The 16,696-nt window shown below is 49.7% G+C and carries 10 protein-coding genes; all 10 read left to right on the top strand.

Features of this window, described 5'->3' with window-relative positions:
- The first annotated feature begins 196 nt into the window (after nucleotides 1-196).
- The 10 genes from DEHRE_RS15585 (at nucleotide 197) to DEHRE_RS00405 (ending at nucleotide 16,695) form a co-directional block, all read left to right on the top strand.
- Nucleotides 197-8,065, top strand: coding sequence for a DEAD/DEAH box helicase family protein (locus DEHRE_RS15585; protein ID WP_025204923.1), 7,869 nt, complete (start codon nucleotides 197-199; stop codon nucleotides 8,063-8,065).
- Between the two features lie 12 nt (nucleotides 8,066-8,077).
- Nucleotides 8,078-9,025, top strand: a complete 948-nt coding sequence (locus DEHRE_RS00445) for a DUF3991 and TOPRIM domain-containing protein (RefSeq protein WP_025204922.1) — start codon at nucleotides 8,078-8,080, stop codon at nucleotides 9,023-9,025.
- 151 nt (nucleotides 9,026-9,176) lie between these two features.
- Nucleotides 9,177-10,400 carry an ATP-binding protein gene (locus tag DEHRE_RS00440; protein ID WP_025204921.1) on the top strand — a complete coding sequence of 408 codons (1,224 nt, stop codon included), beginning with the start codon at nucleotides 9,177-9,179 and terminating at the stop codon, nucleotides 10,398-10,400.
- A 518-nt stretch (nucleotides 10,401-10,918) separates the two neighbouring features.
- Entirely contained in the window at nucleotides 10,919-11,329 is a 411-nt protein-coding gene (locus tag DEHRE_RS00435) for a DUF3849 domain-containing protein (RefSeq protein WP_025204920.1), read from the top strand.
- Nucleotides 11,326-11,697 (top strand): plasmid mobilization protein, encoded by a 372-nt coding sequence (locus tag DEHRE_RS00430; protein ID WP_025204919.1) that lies wholly within the window; start codon nucleotides 11,326-11,328, stop codon nucleotides 11,695-11,697. Before DEHRE_RS00435 ends, DEHRE_RS00430 begins: the two co-directional genes overlap by 4 nt.
- Nucleotides 11,657-13,054: a relaxase/mobilization nuclease domain-containing protein gene (locus DEHRE_RS00425; RefSeq protein ID WP_025204918.1), complete on the top strand. Its 1,398-nt coding sequence runs from the start codon at nucleotides 11,657-11,659 to the stop codon at nucleotides 13,052-13,054. The genes DEHRE_RS00430 and DEHRE_RS00425 overlap by 41 nt, the downstream gene beginning before the upstream one ends.
- Nucleotides 13,005-13,835, top strand: coding sequence for a PcfB family protein (locus DEHRE_RS00420; protein WP_025204917.1), 831 nt, complete (start codon nucleotides 13,005-13,007; stop codon nucleotides 13,833-13,835). The genes DEHRE_RS00425 and DEHRE_RS00420 overlap by 50 nt, the downstream gene beginning before the upstream one ends.
- Before the next feature lie 6 nt (nucleotides 13,836-13,841).
- Nucleotides 13,842-14,741 (top strand): ArdC-like ssDNA-binding domain-containing protein, encoded by a 900-nt coding sequence (locus DEHRE_RS00415; protein WP_025204916.1) that lies wholly within the window; start codon nucleotides 13,842-13,844, stop codon nucleotides 14,739-14,741.
- Nucleotides 14,742-14,753: 12 nt separating this feature from the next.
- Nucleotides 14,754-14,945, top strand: coding sequence for a hypothetical protein (locus DEHRE_RS00410; RefSeq protein ID WP_025204915.1), 192 nt, complete (start codon nucleotides 14,754-14,756; stop codon nucleotides 14,943-14,945).
- On the top strand, nucleotides 14,932-16,695 hold the full coding sequence (locus tag DEHRE_RS00405; protein WP_025204914.1) for a VirD4-like conjugal transfer protein, CD1115 family: 1,764 nt from the start codon (nucleotides 14,932-14,934) through the stop codon (nucleotides 16,693-16,695). The genes DEHRE_RS00410 and DEHRE_RS00405 overlap by 14 nt, the downstream gene beginning before the upstream one ends.
- Nucleotide 16,696 lies beyond the last annotated feature (1 nt).

The raw sequence follows: 16,696 nt of genomic DNA, 5'->3' as shown, positions 1-16,696 counted from the left end.
GCAGAGCGACTATAACTTCTATGCTTACTGCTATAAAAAGGCAAAAGAACGGCTCACGATAAAGGTAAGGGCAAACAAATACAGCCCGCTCTCAAAAAGGAAAAACGAAGTCTGAAACGATAAAGGGCCTTGTTATTCGGAGCAAACAGGAAAGCTATCCACAACCAATTCTCATTTAAGGAAGGAGGGATAAACGTTGGTAACGAAATTGCAGTTAATTACAGAGTTATCGCAGACAACAGCCTGCAGCATCACAAGAAACTATGTCAACTGGACCTCCTTTCTAAAAACGGCTGCCTGGAACTATAAATACCCGTTTCAGGACCAGCTTTTGATTTATGCGCAACGACCCGAAGCTACAGCCTGCGCTCCCATCGAAATATGGAATCAAAAATTGGGCCGTTGGGTCAACCGCGGGGCAAAGGGCATTGCCCTTATCAATGATAACGGGGGCCGATTGAGCCTGCGCCATGTGTTCGACGTGTCGGACACAAACAGCCGGTATAACCGTCCCTCCATCCTTTGGACAATGCGGGACCGGTACGTCGAAGCCGTAACGGAAACGCTGGAGAATGCCTTTGGCAACCTGGGCGATAAAAGCAGCTTGCTTGCCGCCATGCTTTCAGCCGCTCATAATGCGGTGGAGGACAATTTTACGGATTATCTGCCTGACTTGCTTTCCTTTCGGGAGAACAGTTTTTTGGAGGAACTGGACGACCTCAATGTCGAAATCTATTTCAGAAACGCTTTAAAAAGCTCCGTAGCCTACATGCTCTTAGTCCGCTGCGGCTGCAATGCCGATCAATACCTGACTTTAGAGGATTTTCAGGACGTTGCCAATTTCAATACGCTGGATACCGTTTCCCGCCTGGGAACCGCCACGAGCGATATTTCTGAAATGCTCCTGCGGGAAATCGAGACGACGGTCAAGGAACTGCAAATCGAGGAGAAAAAACAAAACCGCACCTTTGCAATAAATCAGGATGTTCCGCACAATGAAAGCGTAAAGCAAGCTCAAAAGTCTGAAAGGATTGATGAATATGGAACTGACTTACACGTTGCACGGCGATTATCTGATACCCGACCTGACGCTGCCGGAGGAAGCAACGCCCATAGGCAAGTATGGGATGTTGCGCAAAACATATCTGAAGAACCACAGGAAAGGGATGTACGCCAGCCTGATGCTGTCTGGCCAGCTGAACAACCACCTGACGGAGATCGACCGGACGGCGAAGGAGCACATCGAACAGATCATGGCGAAGCTCTTGCAGAGAAGTCCCGCGCCGGACAAGTCGACCGACCCGCTGGGCTGGACGGGACACATGAACAGCCTGCGGCATTCGGCGGAGGAAACAGTCCTGGCGGAGCTGATTTACAATTAGCATGGTATGACAGGGAAACGGAGGACAAAAGTCTTCCGTTTTTCCATTCCACGCCGCTTATCAATCAAATACTCCGCTCCACACCCCATCTGAAAGCGACAAAGCAGGAAATTATGGATTTTTATACTGTCCACGAGGACAGTAGCGAGCGTACCCAATACATTCAAAGCATCTTTAATAACGATAATACAGAGTTGATTATCGGTGAAGATCAACATGTAGGGTACAAGACCTATCAAAACGTTCTTCATCTTTGGGAAGGCAGTTACACCTCAAGAACATCCCAAGGGTATTACGACTGGGGCGTCATTGCCGGACACTTCGGCAGCATGATATTGCTGAACGAATTCCTTGATCAACCGGCATTGCCCTCGGTGCAGCAGCAAATAACTCTGATCGAACAGGCGGAGGAAGAAAAATCCTCCGCTTTTTCTATTCCCCAGGAAGTTATTGATATGGTTTTACAGCAAGGAAGCGGTATCCAGGACGGCAAATACCGGATTTGTCTGCACTTTCAGCAGAATGTTTCTGCAAAAGAAACAATTGACTTCTTAAAAAAAGAATACGGCATAGGCGGGCGCGCACCCGTTCTGATCGGTTCCGATATCGACGAATGGCACGACGCCAAGGGCATCACCCTTAGCAGAGGAAAGCACACCGAACCTGACATAAAAATAATTCTACCCTGGGCAAAGGTGCAAAAACGCCTTGGCGAACTGATTGCCGCCGACCGCTACTTAAACAGCAAGGAAAAGGAATACCTGCCTGTTTATGAGCAACAGATGGAGGAACGCCAGCAACAGCTTGCCGAGCAAGCCTACGCCCGTGAAATCCTGAACCGGGAACCAGCCCCCTTCAAAAAACCAGAGCCTCCGTCAAGGAAAAATGCCCATTACTCCTTCTCTCTTGGCGACACTTTGTATCTTGGCGCGGATGAATATGAGATTTTTTTCTTTGACGGAGGCAAGGTCATTCTCCGGGACATAAGCTTTCCGCTGTTCAGCAAAGAGCTGGCACGGGATGACTTTGACCGGATGCTGCGGGAAAATCCCTTAAACGACCATCTTATTGCACACGAGAAGGCACCGGAGCAACCAGCCGAAGAAAAAACAGAATCCGCATCCCCCCGTGCGCTTTTCCAGGCGTATCTGCCTCAAATCGTCAATAAGATACGAACTGACCAGATCTACCCATACCTCCGGGACAGGGATACCGATCCAGACCGCGCCGAACGGGAGTTAGGCGAGGTCATCGATCGCATTGTCCTTTCCATGCGGGAGGAACACCCGGCTTTTTATGAAGCCTATACCACCCTGCCCCAGTTTAAGGAATGGCTTGCCGAGGATGTATTCCAGCGAACTTATGAAGATTATCTAACAGAAAAAAGGGACAGCGTTACCCTTCATGCCGATGACCTCGACGCCCCTGCCTGGGTGCGGGTAACTGGCGATCCGGCGATTACCCACGAAGGCGACACCATTGACAGCGGCGGCGAGAGTGAAAAACTCAAGACGGGGTTGGATGAAGATCTTTCAGATGTTCAAGCCGGAGAAACGAAAAAGCAACCGCCCGAAAAAGAAATGGCTGTAGGTACAGAATTTGCCATTGAGGACCGGCACTATTCCATAGACAGCATTAATGAGGGAGCCGGAACGGTCAGCCTACGGGATATTACCTTCCAACAAAACACCGGCTTCCCCATTTTCCGCAGGGAGAGCATTGAGTTCGTCCGCGGCGTTTTAGAGCAGGCGAAAGAACCCGTGTGGCAAAAAACTCGGAATGGCCAAGTATCAAAAGTCATCATTGACCTTAAGCCGGAAACGCCAAAACAACTACGCGTCGATTTCCAAATCATCGACGACAACCTGGGCGCTGGCGGCCAAAAAACCAAATATGGCTGGAATGTCGCCGCTATCCGGCTATTGAACGAACTGGAGGAACAAAACCGCCTTGCCACCCCGAAGGAACAGGAGATCCTTTCGAAATACGTCGGATGGGGCGGCATCTCGCAGGTGTTTGACGAGCAGAACAGCCAGTGGGCGAAGGAATACACCGAATTGAAGGAACTGCTCACTGAGGAGGAATATACGTCCGCCCGGGCCTCCACCTTAAATGCCCATTATACCTCCCCCACCATCATCAAGGCCATGTACGCCTGTCTGGAAAACATGGGTTTTAAGACAGGCAATATTTTGGAGCCCGCCTGCGGTATCGGTAACTTTTTCGGCCTTGTACCGGAGAGCATGAAAAACTCCAAACTGTATGGCATCGAACTAGACAGCATCACGGGGCGTATGGCCAAACAGCTTTACCAGCAAGCCAGTATCGCGGTGCAGGGCTTTGAGGAAACCAACCTGCCTGAGAGCTTTTTCGACCTGGCTATAGGCAACGTGCCTTTCGGCAGCTACGGGGTGGCGGACAAAAAGTATGACAAGTACAAGTTTTACATCCACGATTATTTTTTTGCCAAAACTTTAGACAAGGTGCGGCCCGGAGGCATAATCGCCTTTATCTCTTCCAAAGGCACGATGGATAAGCAGAACCCCGAAGTCCGCAGGTACATCGCCCAGCGGGCCGAACTATTGGGAGCCGTCAGGCTTCCCAACAATGCTTTCCTTGCCAACGCCGGAACCGAGGTTACGACAGACATCCTTTTACTGCAAAAGCGCGACCGGGTTATCGACATTGAACCGGATTGGGTGCATCTTTCCATGACTGAGGATGGCGTGCCAATCAATCAGTATTTCGCCACCAACCCGGACATGGTGCTGGGCACGATGGCCTTTGACGACCGGATGTACGGCAATCAAAGCGAAACCACCTGTATCCCTTATGAGGGTGCTGACCTTGCTGAGCTTTTGCGCGAGGCGCTGGAAAACATCCATGCGGAAATCACGGAATATGAACTTGATGATGTCACCGAACAAGCAGATACTTCCATCCCGGCAGATCCTAATGTACGAAATTTCAGCTTTTGCCTGGTGGACAGCGAAATCTATTACCGCGAAAACAGCCGGATGAACAAGGTAGAAGTTTCCGTCACGGCGGCCAACCGAATCAAGGGCATGATCGCCATCCGGAACTGTGTCCGTGAACTCATCGAATACCAAACCGAGGATTACTCAGACGAAATTATCCGGGAACAGCAACGCAAGCTGAACCGCCTGTATGACGACTTTGTCGCAAAGTATGGACTTTTGAGCAGCCGCGGCAACAACATGGCCTTCTCCGACGACAGCTCCTACTGCCTGCTCTGCTCTCTGGAGATTCTGGACGAGAACGGCGAATTGGAGCGCAAGGCGGATATGTTCACCAAGCGCACCATCAAACAGCGCACCGTCGTCACCCATGTGGATACCGCCACCGAAGCCTTGGCCATTTCCATTGCGGAAAAAGCCTGCGTGGATATGGTTTTCATGCAAGGTCTCACAGGGCTTTCCGAGGAACAGCTTGTAAAAGACCTGGAAGGCGTCATCTTCCGCAGCCTTGGAGAACAAGACCCGGCGCATGTACCGAAAGATTTTTTTGATATATCCCGTTTCCCCTTTGTTACAGCCGACGAATATCTTTCCGGCAATGTCAGGAATAAGCTTTGCCTTGCCAGAGGACTTGCCCAGATACGGCCTGACTTTGCAGCGCAGATCGCCCCTAACATCACGGCGCTGGAATCGGTACAGCCGAAAGATTTGGACGCCTCGGAAATTGACGTTCGGCTGGGCGCGACCTGGCTGCCTCCTGAGGTGGTCAAGGATTTCATTTTTGAACTTCTGGAAACCCCGCATATGTTCAGACGCTATATCGACGTTTTTTATTCCTCCTATACCGCCAACTGGAATGTTAAGGGTAAAGGCGACGACCGCAGCGACAATATCAAAGCCAACGTCACCTACGGGACCAAACGCATCAATGCCTACAAAATTATCGAGGAAACCCTGAATCTCCGGGATGTGCGTATTTTCGACACGGTTTATGAGGACGGCGCTGAGAAGCGTGTACTGAACAAAAAAGAAACCGCCATCGCCCAGCAGAAACAGGAGGCTATCAAGGAAGCGTTCCAAAGCTGGATATGGAAAGACCCCCAGCGCCGGGAACGGCTGACAAGACTCTATAACGACCGTTTTAACTCCATCCGTCCCCGCGAGTACGACGGCAGCCATATCCGGTTTACCGGTATGAATCCAGAAATAGCTCTGCGTAAGCACCAGGTGGATGCGGTCGCTCACATCCTGTACGGCGGCAATACTTTATTGGCACACTGTGTCGGCGCGGGCAAAACCTACGAGATGACGGCGGCTGCCATGGAAAGCAAGCATTTGGGGCTTTGCAACAAAAGCATGTTCGTCGTTCCCAACCACCTGACCGAGCAGTGGGCCGGGGAATTTTTACAGCTCTACCCATCAGCCAACATTCTTGTAGCGACGAAAAAGGACTTTGAAACCAAAAACCGTAAGAAATTCTGCGCCAGAATCGCCACCGGCGACTACGACGCGGTAATTATCGGCCACAGCCAGTTTGAGAAAATTCCCATTTCCGCTGATCGCCAAAAACGGCAGCTGCAGGAGCAAATTGCGGAGATTACCAACGGTATCCAGGAACTTAAGGAGGAGCGGGGCGAGCGTTACGCCATCAAACAGCTTGAAAAAACAAAGAAAACCTTAAAGCTGAAGTTGGATAAGCTCAATGACACCAGCCGCAAGGATGATGTCGTCACTTTTGAAGAATTAGGCGTTGACCGCTTATTTGTGGACGAGGCCGATTTTTACAAGAACCTGTTCTTATACACCAAAATGCGCAACGTGGCAGGCCTGTCCCAGACTGAGGCACAGAAGTCCTCCGACATGTTTGCCAAGTGCCGTTACCTAGATGAGCTGACAGAGGAACGTGGCATCATCTTCGCCACAGGAACACCCATTTCCAACTCCATCACCGAGATGTATACTATGCAGCGGTATCTCCAATACAAGGCCCTGTGCATAAACGGACTCCAGCATTTCGATTGTTGGGCATCTACCTTTGGGGAAACCGTTACCGCTATCGAACTTGCACCGGAGGGAACGGGCTACCGGGCCAAAACCAGGTTCGCCCGCTTCTATAACCTACCGGAACTGATGAACATGTTCAAGGAAATCGCTGACATCAAGACCGCGGACATGCTTAACCTTCCCGTGCCGAAAGCCAACTACCATAATGTTGCGGTCAAGCCGAGTGAATTTCAGCAGGATATGGTGGCCGAGCTTGCGGAGCGCGCCGAACGGGTGCGCAACCGGATGGTAGAGCCTAATGAGGACAACATGCTGAAAATAACCAACGATGGCCGCAAGCTGGCTCTTGACCAACGGCTGATGAGCTCCATGCTTCCCGATCACGAGGACAGCAAGGTAAACGCCTGCGTGGAAAATGTGTTCCGTTTCTGGCGGGAAAACAGAGATAAGAGTCTCACTCAGCTTGTGTTCTGCGACCTGTCCACACCCAAAGGCGATGGGAATTTCAACGTATACGATGATGTACGCCAAAAGCTCGTTTTTCAAGGTGTTCCCGCCGATGAGCTTGCTTTCATCCATAATGCCGACACGGAAACGAAGAAAAAAGAACTGTTTGCCAAGGTGCGCAAGGGACAGGTACGAATCCTGTTAGGCTCCACATTTAAAATGGGGGCCGGGACCAACGTGCAGGATAAACTGATTGCCCTTCACGACCTGGACTGTCCTTGGCGTCCCCGTGATCTGGAACAGCGAAGCGGCAGGATTGTCCGCCAGGGAAACAAAAACGGCGAGGTGCATATCTTCCGCTATGTGACGGAAAACACCTTTGACGCCTATCTCTATCAGGTTTTGGAGAATAAACAGCGGTTTATTTCCCAGATTATGACCAGCAAATCCCCCGTGCGAAGCGCCGAGGACATTGATGAAACGGCCCTTTCCTATGCCGAAGTCAAGGCACTGGCGACAGGTAACCCGTTTATAAAAGAGAAGATGGATTTAGACATTCAGGTTTCCAAGCTGAAATTACTGAAAGCCAACCACTTAAGCCAGCGTTATGCTTTGGAAGACAGATTGCTCAAGCACTATCCGCAGCAGATCAAAACCACCGAGGAACGCATTGCGGGCTATGAAAAAGATCTTGCCCTGTATGAGCTGCACGGCGTATTGGAACCCACCGAAGGCAACACAGAAGACAGCCAATTTGCAGGCATGACGGTGAAAAACGTTGCCTACACTGAAAAAGCCAAGGCAGGCGCGGCAATTCTGGAAGCATGTAAGCTAATGACTTCTCCCGAACCGCAGGAGCTGGGCAGCTACATGGGTTTTCCAATGCTGTTTTCCTTTGACAGCTTCCATAAGCAATATCAAATCACTCTGCAAGGCGCTCTAAGCCATACAGTGTCACTGGGCACGGACATTTACGGGAATATTACCCGACTTAACAATGCCCTTGCTGAAATGCCTAAAAAACTGGAGTATTGCCGGGAGCAATTAAACACTCTTCGCCAGCAGATGGAAACAGCTAAAGAACAGATTGACATACCCTTTGAAAAGGAACAGGAGCTGCAAACCAAGTCTGCGCGACTGGCAGAGCTGAACATTTTGCTCAATATGGATAAACATGAAAACGAGGTGATCGACTGCGAGCCTGACGAGGATATAAATGTTCCGGAAAAGAAAGCTGTGGGCTATGAAAGGTGAGGTGATAAAGAAATGCCTTATGTAACACCAGAGCAGATTGAACGGGCCAAGCAAATGGATCTGCTGACTTATTTGCAATATTACGAGCCGCATGAGCTGGTGCACTTTTCCGGCAACGTCTATACCACCCGCACTCATGACAGCCTGAAAATCAGTAACGGAAAATGGTGCTGGTGGTCGCGCAGTATCGGAGGGCGCTCTGCATTGGACTATCTCATCAAGGTTCGAGGTATGACGCTCCCTGAAGCAGTAATTCAGATAGACGGACGGGCGGCTATCATGCCGCCGGTCCCGTCAAAAGCACAAGAACCCACCAACCAGAGAAACTTGCTTTTACCGGAAAAAAACAAAAACAACAACTGTGTGATTGCTTATCTCTCCGGGCGCGGCATCCACAGGACTTTAATTGAATACAGCATCCGGACCGGACGGCTATACGAAGGCCGCGAACATCATAATGCTGTATTTGTCGGTTTTAACCGCCAGGGTGTTCCCAAATATGCGACGTTTCGTGGAACAACCGGTAAGCGGTTTTTAGGGGAAGCCGAAGGAAGCGACAAGCATTTTTCCTTTTCCATTCCGGCACGGCAGGAAAGCCGTAAGCTCCATCTTTTTGAAAGCGCCATTGACCTCCTTTCCCACGGTACATTGGAGCTCCTTTTTGGCAGGGACTGGCAGAAAGAAAACTACTTGTCCCTTGCGGGAATCTATAAGCCGAAAAAGATTATCGAACAAAGCACCCCGCCCGCCGCGCTCGTCCAATACTTAAAAGACTTCCCGCAGATCAAGGAAATTGCGTTACACCTAGACAACGATACGGCGGGACGGCTGGCGGCAGAAACCCTTCAAACCATCCTCCCCCCTGCTTACACTATTTCCGACGAGCCGCCGAAGCGCGGGAAGGATATGAACGATTATCTGAGAAATGTATTGGAAAAACAACGGGGACAGGAACGATAATCTTTTTATTATTTGCCTGTTATCACCTAAAAAGCAATGATAGGATGCAAAAAACAAAAATAATTTTATAAATTTATATGGTTATAACCCTAAACTCTTTATGTATATCTGCACCGTTTTGTGGTATAATACCAATAAGGCGGTGGTTATCATGATCCAAAGAGATTTATACATGAAGCAAATCAGGCCGTTCATCGGGAAACCGTTTGTTAAGGTGCTGACAGGCATCCGACGCTGCGGGAAATCCTCCATTCTAATGATGCTGCGGGATGAGCTTCAGAGCAAAAATGGTGTTGCACCGGAAAACATCCTGTATATCAATTTTGAAAACCTTGATTTCTCCGACCTGAATACGGCGGAGAAGCTGCACAGTTATGTGAAAGCGCGCATGACTGGTGAAGGCCGATATTATATCCTTTTAGATGAGATCCAAGAAGTCAAGCGCTGGGAGAAAGCGGTCAACTCTCTGCTGACAGGCGCTAACTCCGACTTGTATATCACAGGCTCAAATTCGCGTCTGCTGTCATCCGAACTTGCGACCTACATCGCAGGCCGTTATATCGAGATTAAAATCAACACCCTCTCTTTCACGGAATATCTGCTGTTTAAAGAAGTGCGTACGGGCGCGAAGCCGGTTAATATTCGGAAAGAAGTCAGGGACTATATCCGTCTTGGCGGGTTCCCCGCCGTCCACATCGGTGATTACGAAGAAGATACGGCTTACCGTATTGTGAACGACATCTATTCCTCGGCTATTCTCCGCGACACCGTACAGCGGCATAACATCCGCAATATCGAACTTTTGGAGCGGGTGGTCAAGTTTGTGTTTGACAACATCGGCAATACCTTTTCCGCAAAAAATGTAGCCGACTATTTTAAGAGCCAGCAACGTAAGATTGACTTAAATACCGTCTACAACTATTTAAGCGCCCTCGAAAGCGCCTATATAATCAGAAAGATTCCCCGTTATGACATCAAGGGCAAAGAGATTCTACAAACCAACGAAAAATATTATATCGGGGATCAGTCCTTGGCCTATGCAGTCATGGGCTACAAAGACAGGCTGATTGCCGGGATACTGGAAAACATCGTTATGCTGGAGCTTGAGCGAAGGGGCTACCGTGTTTTTGTAGGAAAGCTCGATACCAAAGAGGTTGACTTCATTGCCGAGAGAAAAAATGAAAAAGTTTACGTTCAAGTATCCTATACACCTGCTGTCGCCCAGGAAACCATTAACCGCGAGTTTGCTCCGTTACTGGCTATCAAAGACCATTATCCGAAATACGTCGTTACAATGGATGATTTTTGGAATGACAACGTGGAGGGCGTTAAGCACAAGCATCTTGCGGAATTCCTGTTGATGGACGCGTATTAAGCACACAAGCATAACCTTAAAAATAAGACAATTACGCTTACAAATACCTGATTGACAAATATGTTAACCAGGTTTTTATTTCCTTCTTATAATTAGTATTTGCAATAAATATTTTGGGGTTGCGAGTGCGAACGATGACTGGCAGACTTTTCTTTCGGCAGGTATCTATTGAGACCAATCGTGACTTTTTTACAACACAAGACTGATGTCTTGTGTTGCAGCAAGCACTGAATTTGGCTAGCCAAATTCGCTTGTTAGGGGGATGCCCCCCTAAAACCCCAAAAAATACAGGTCTCATAGGTATTCCTATTCCGTCTTACTCCCGCTTTCATGTACCCATGCACTGAATCATGAATGATGGCACATCAAAGCGCTCGTGGGGACCGGTCCGCCGTACGCTGAGTGGTGACACTCCTCGTACCGCGGCCTTTTGATTATAAATGAATGATTATTTTTAGGCGATGCCATTGGCTCCGCCTTTATGCATTTTTATAAGTAATACGAAAGGGAGGAAATGAATGGGAAATCATGACACTATAGACCAATGGCGTAATGAATACTACTACAAATTGCGGGACTGTAAAAAAGCCATGATGGATGACTGTGCCTTATCGCAGGCGTACAATAGCAACACATTAAAGAAGTTTATGGAACAGCTTATTGGGACGCATGGCTTGGAGAATGTGTCCCTTTTGCTATCCAACACTATCCGGGAAGCTCCTTGGGACAAACGTTACTCCAGTAAAGTCAAAGCTTGGGCGAACCGCTATCCGGAAATCCAACCGGCATCTGCGGAAGAAAAAGAGCCTCTGCGTATTTTCGCCCTAAACTTATATGAACATCCCGCCATCCTCAATCAGGCTGCGCGGATTGCCATGCAAAAGGAAAAGGAACTCTCCCAGTCTAAGCCTAAGGAGCAGGCGCGATGAGAAAACGCAATATTCCAATTCTTGTGCGACTGGACACCAAAGAACGGCAGAACCTTGCCAAGCAGGTAAAGAAATCGGGTCTGTCCCAGGAAACCTTTATCCGTACTCTCATTAACGGTTATGTACCCAAAGAACTTCCTCCACCCGATTACTACGCCATGATGCGCGAGCTTCGCGTCATTGGCGTCAACTTAAACCAAATCACGGCCAAGGCCAATGCCACGGGGCACATTGACCGGACTCTATTCCAATATGAAGCCACCCTGCTGAGAAAGACCGTACTGGACATCCAGGCGGCGGTCACGTCGCCGGAAAGGAGAAATGAAGATGGCGACCACAGCAATATGGGATGTAAAAGACCGCCTTGATCGGGTAATCGACTATGTCGTCAATCCCCAAAAAACAGAGAACCTCAATTTCTCAAATCCGGATTTCCAGGGGCTTCGCAACGTTCTGGAATATACCGTAAAGGACGATAAGACTGAAAAACAGTTTTACGTAACCGGCATCAATTGTGATCCGGTTATTGCCTGTGAGCAGATGACCCAGACAAAGCTGCAATTCCAAAAAACCGACGGCATCCTTGCCTTCCACGGCTATCAATCCTTTATGCCGGGAGAAGCTACTCCCGAAGCCGCCCATCACATCGGTGTAAAGCTGGCAAAAGAACTTTGGGGTGACCGCTTTGAGGTGGTGGTTTCCACCCATATTGACAAACATCACCTTCATAATCATTTTGTTCTCAACTCCGTATCCTTCGTGGACGGCAAGCGGTACTACGACAACAACGCTACCTATGCCCTCATGCGGGAGACTTCTGACCGGCTGTGTCGGGAATACGCCCTGTCCGTCATCGAAAACCCGCAGTGGGGCAAATCCAAGCACCACGCCGAGTGGCAGTCCGAACAGGAAGGAAAACCCACCTGGCGGGGCCTCATCCGCAAGGATGTGGACAAAGCCGTTGCCGCATCCATTACCTTCACGCAATTTATTGTCACCCTGCGTCAACAGGGCTACGAGGTAAAAACGGGTGTAAAATATATGGCGGTGCGTCCCCCGGGAAAAGAACGTTTTGTTCGGTTGAAAACTTTGGGCGACGATTATGCCGAGGAAGCTATTAAGCAGCGGATTCTTCGAAACCGCGCTCCGAAACGGCCACATTTATTTCCGGAGCTAAAGCGAAAACGTTATGCCATACGGGGTAGTAAGAACTTGAAAACCACAAAAAAGCTTACCGGTATGCAGGCACTTTACCTTCACTACCTCTATAAAATGGGCATTTTGCCAAAAAAATCCGCGTCCAGCAAAAGGACGCATTTTTTATTGCGCGAGGATCTCCGGCACATGAAGGAACTTACCGCCCAAACAAAGCTACTCTGCGCCCGCCATATTTCGAGCAAAGAGCAGCTTCTCACTTTTAAGCAGGGATTACAGCAGGAAATGACTACTTTGTTTGACTCCCGCAAAGCTCTTTACAACCGGATACGCCGGTGCAAGAACGATAAGCAAGTTTCGGCATACAAGGGGCAGATTGCCGGGCTTTCCCAACAAATCAGCCTGCTCCGTAAGGAAGTAAAGCTCTGTGCGGACATCCTGTCCCGTTCTGGGGAGATGCAGAAAAAGCTTTCCCGGATTAAGCAGGAGGAAATCCAGCAAAGGAAGGAGGAAAAGACCTATGAACAACGGAGCCGACGCAGCGGATCAGATCGTCAATATGACCTTTAAAGGAATTGAGGTACTAGCCAGAATTTCCGGCGAGGGCGCGAAAAACCTTGCCACCTACCTGTACGCTGTGTTGAGAGATCAGAAGAAAACTAGAGGTAAAACCCGTCTTGAAACGCTTTTGCGCAGCGGCAAGGAACTGAAAGTCTTTACAGTCAGAAACGAGGACTTGCAGAAATTTACCCAGGAAGCCAGACGCTACGGCATTTTATACTGCGCCCTGCGGGACAAAAAGAATCTGGACGAGATGTGCGACATCATGGTACGGGCCGAAGACGCCTCCAAAATCAACCGCATCGTGGAACGTTTCAAGCTGGCTACCGTGGACACCGCAAGCATCAAAAGCGAGATCGAAAAATCCAGGGCGGCCAAGCAAAAGAAAATTGCACCGGATAAAAAAGGCCCGGACGAAAAAGCGCCTCCCATAATGGGAACGCCCGCCGAAAAAAGCACGGATGCTTTTCTGGACGAACTCATGGCAAAACCCACACAGCCGGAGCCTGCCACCAAACAGCCTGACAACCAAAACCCTACGACGGCGACGGCGGAGAAACCCCTTCCGTCCGAGCCTACCTCAGAGCACAGCGGGAAAACCGCCGAGGGTACAGTTGAGCCGGAACGGAAATCCGTCCGTCAGGAATTGAAAGAAATCCGGGAGGCTCAAAGGGAGCAGGCGGAAGCCAAGCGCGAGCCTGCTAAAGAAATGCAGAAAACTACAAAACAGACAGCTAAATCAAACAGGCAGAAATCAAAGTCCAAATCCAAAAAACCAAAAGAGAGGTAAGACGCTATGAGCAGTTTCGATGATCTTTTCCGGCAGGAAAAAGAAGCACCTGCCCCCCGAAACGATCGACCTTTTGACAAAGAGACATGGAAGCAGCAGAAGCAGGAGCAACGGGAAATGGTATACTCACTGATCGACGACACAGCGGAAGCAGTGGCGCGGGAAAGCAGCAAGTTTCAAAGCTATCTGGATGTACAAAGCCGCTTTGACCGTTACAGCGTTTCCAACGCCCTCTTAATCCTTGCCCAAAAACCGAATGCTACCCGTATTGCGGATTTCGATACTTGGAAAGAGCAAGGCATCTATATCCGCAAAAAGGAAAGCGGTTTTTACATCCTGGAACCGGGTGAGGAATACCAGCGTGACGACGGCACCAGCGGCATTAGCTATAACCCCAAAAAGATGTTCGACATTTCCCAGACCGGGAAAGCCCTAAAACACGAGACTTCGGCCTATCCCGACGACCGCACCCGTATCAAGGCGCTGATGGATCACGCCCCTGTTCCTATTCGTATCAGTGATACGCTGCCGGAAGGCACAAACGCGCTGTATCAGCCGGACACGCGGGAAATTCAAATCCGGCGCGGCATGGACGCGGAAAATATTTTCCGCGCCCTATCCCAGGAACTGGCCCATGCCGAAATGGACAAAAGCGATGGGGATTATAGCCGTTCCGAGAATGGCTTCCATGCCTACTGCGCGTCATATATGCTATGCAAGCAATACGGTGGGGATACAAGCGGCTACCGTTTCGACCACGCTCCGGAAATGCTGGAAAGCATGAATCCACAGGAGATTCGTGCCGAGCTTTCAACCATTCGAGAAACTGCCGGTGAAATTTCCGGCAGGATGAACCGGATGCTTGCACAGCAGCGGCAGGAAAAGAGACCGGAACGGGAACGTTAGGAGGAATTGCCTATGAAGGAAGAAGAAAGGGTGCTTACCCTGGACGACTACGAATACGGCGTTATGGTAAACGCCTTGAACGAACTCAGAAACGGCCTGATTGAAGAACAACGCCCCACCGATGCCGTAGACGAGCTGCTTCTCAAAACCATCGACGCCCCGACCAAAAAGCAGAAGCGCAGGAGTCACGATGAAGCGCGCTGAAATCGCAAGGAGCAACCTGATACTCTTTGCGGTTTTTTTAATCCCTGTGGTATGGGCGGCCTTGCTGACCGCCCCTTCCCTTTCCGGGGGACTTCCTGAAATCCTTGCCAATCTCACGGTAGCGATAAACAATCCTTTTGATATTCGGTGGGTAAACGATTCGCTCAAGTGCATCCTGCTCTTTGTTGCCGCCTACGGCATGGGCACAGGGATTTACCTCTCCACCAAGCACAATTACCGTAGACGAGAGGAGCACGGCAGCGCGAGCTGGGGAGGCGCGGCGACTGTCTGCAAGAAATATCGGGACAAAGAGCCTCAAAAAAACAAAATCCTGACGCAAAACGTTCGTATCGGCCTGGACGGCCATAAGCACAAACGGAATTTGAATGTCATGGTGGTGGGCGGCTCTGGCTCCGGAAAGACAAGGTTTTACGCCAAACCCAACGTCATGCAGGCTAACACCTCTTTTATCGTTCTCGACCCCAAAGGGGAAATTCTGCGGGACACGGGAAACCTGTTAAAAGCAAAAGGTTATGACATCAAGGTTCTGGATTTAATTAACATGCACCTGTCCCATTGCTACAATCCCTTCGCTTACCTCAAGGACGACAAAGACGTGTTAAAGCTCGTCACCAACCTGATCCGCAACACTACGCCCAAAGGTTCCAACACCAACGACCCCTTTTGGGAACGCGCTGAAACCGCTTTACTGGAGGCATTAATCCTCTATCTTCTTTATGAAGCGCCTAAGGAAGAGCAGAATTTTCCGATGGTCATGGAGATGATCGCCGCCGCCGAGGTCCATGAGGATGACGAATCCTATCAAAGCCCCCTTGACGAGCTGTTCGAAAGGCTGGAAATGCGGGAATCGGAGCACCTAGCAGTCAAGCAATATAACATCTTCAAACTGGCGGCGGGCAAAACCGCCAAATCTATTCTCATCGGTTTGGGTGTCCGGCTGGAAAAGTTCAACCTGTCCACCCTCTCGGGAATCACCACGGTGGATGAAATGGAACTGTCCTCAGTCGGGGAAAAAAAGACAGCGCTCTTTGCCGTGATACCCGACAACGATTCATCCTTTAATTTTATAGTCGGGATGCTTTACACCCAGCTATTCCAAAGCCTCATGTACCTTGCCGACTATAAGTACGGAGGCAGGTTGCCCGTTCATGTCCACTTTGTCATGGATGAATTTGCCAATGTCGCTCTGCCTGATGAGTTTGACAAGCTGCTGTCCACCATACGTTCCAGGGAAATATCCGTGTCCATCATCCTACAAAACCTGGCACAGCTCAAAGCCTTGTTTAAAGATACCTGGGAATCTATTGTCGGCAACTGCGACGAATTTTTGTATTTGGGCGGCAATGAGCAGTCAACCCATAAGTATGTATCCGAGCTTTTAGGCAAGGAAACCATTGACATGAACACCTACGGTCAGAGCAAGGGCCGTAATGGAAGCTACTCCGTCAATTATCAGTTGTCAGGGCGCGAGCTTCTGACGCCCGACGAGGTGCGGATGCTGGACAACCGCTATGCCTTGCTCTTTATCCGCGGTGAACGAGCCATTATGGACGACAAGTATGATATCCTTAAACACTCCAATCTGAAACTGACTGTTGACGGCAGCGGCCAACCTTTCCGGCACGGCGGTACGGAAACTGCCCTGGACTGGAAAGCTGTGGTTCTAAACGAAAACAGCGATTACGAGCTTCTCTCCGAGGAAGAACTCGAAACCCAGATGCAATCCTGAA

Origin of the sequence: Dehalobacter restrictus DSM 9455 (assembly GCF_000512895.1) — a bacterium.
In the GTDB taxonomy this organism is placed as follows: domain Bacteria; phylum Bacillota; class Desulfitobacteriia; order Desulfitobacteriales; family Syntrophobotulaceae; genus Dehalobacter; species Dehalobacter restrictus.
Note: the sequence above shows the minus strand (reverse complement) of the source record. Positions and strands in the feature narration are given on the sequence as shown.

Excerpts from the sequence above, each read along its gene's own strand:
- DEHRE_RS00425 (WP_025204918.1), top strand. The coding sequence starts at position 11,657 with ATGGCGACCACAGCAATATGGGATGTAAAAGACCGCCTTGATCGGGTA.
- DEHRE_RS00440 (WP_025204921.1), top strand. The coding sequence starts at position 9,177 with ATGATCCAAAGAGATTTATACATGAAGCAAATCAGGCCGTTCATCGGG.
- DEHRE_RS00430 (WP_025204919.1), top strand. The coding sequence starts at position 11,326 with ATGAGAAAACGCAATATTCCAATTCTTGTGCGACTGGACACCAAAGAA.
- DEHRE_RS00415 (WP_025204916.1), top strand. The coding sequence starts at position 13,842 with ATGAGCAGTTTCGATGATCTTTTCCGGCAGGAAAAAGAAGCACCTGCC.
- DEHRE_RS00405 (WP_025204914.1), top strand. The coding sequence starts at position 14,932 with ATGAAGCGCGCTGAAATCGCAAGGAGCAACCTGATACTCTTTGCGGTT.
- DEHRE_RS00435 (WP_025204920.1), top strand. The coding sequence starts at position 10,919 with ATGGGAAATCATGACACTATAGACCAATGGCGTAATGAATACTACTAC.
- DEHRE_RS00420 (WP_025204917.1), top strand. The coding sequence starts at position 13,005 with ATGAACAACGGAGCCGACGCAGCGGATCAGATCGTCAATATGACCTTT.
- DEHRE_RS00445 (WP_025204922.1), top strand. The coding sequence starts at position 8,078 with ATGCCTTATGTAACACCAGAGCAGATTGAACGGGCCAAGCAAATGGAT.
- DEHRE_RS00410 (WP_025204915.1), top strand. The coding sequence starts at position 14,754 with ATGAAGGAAGAAGAAAGGGTGCTTACCCTGGACGACTACGAATACGGC.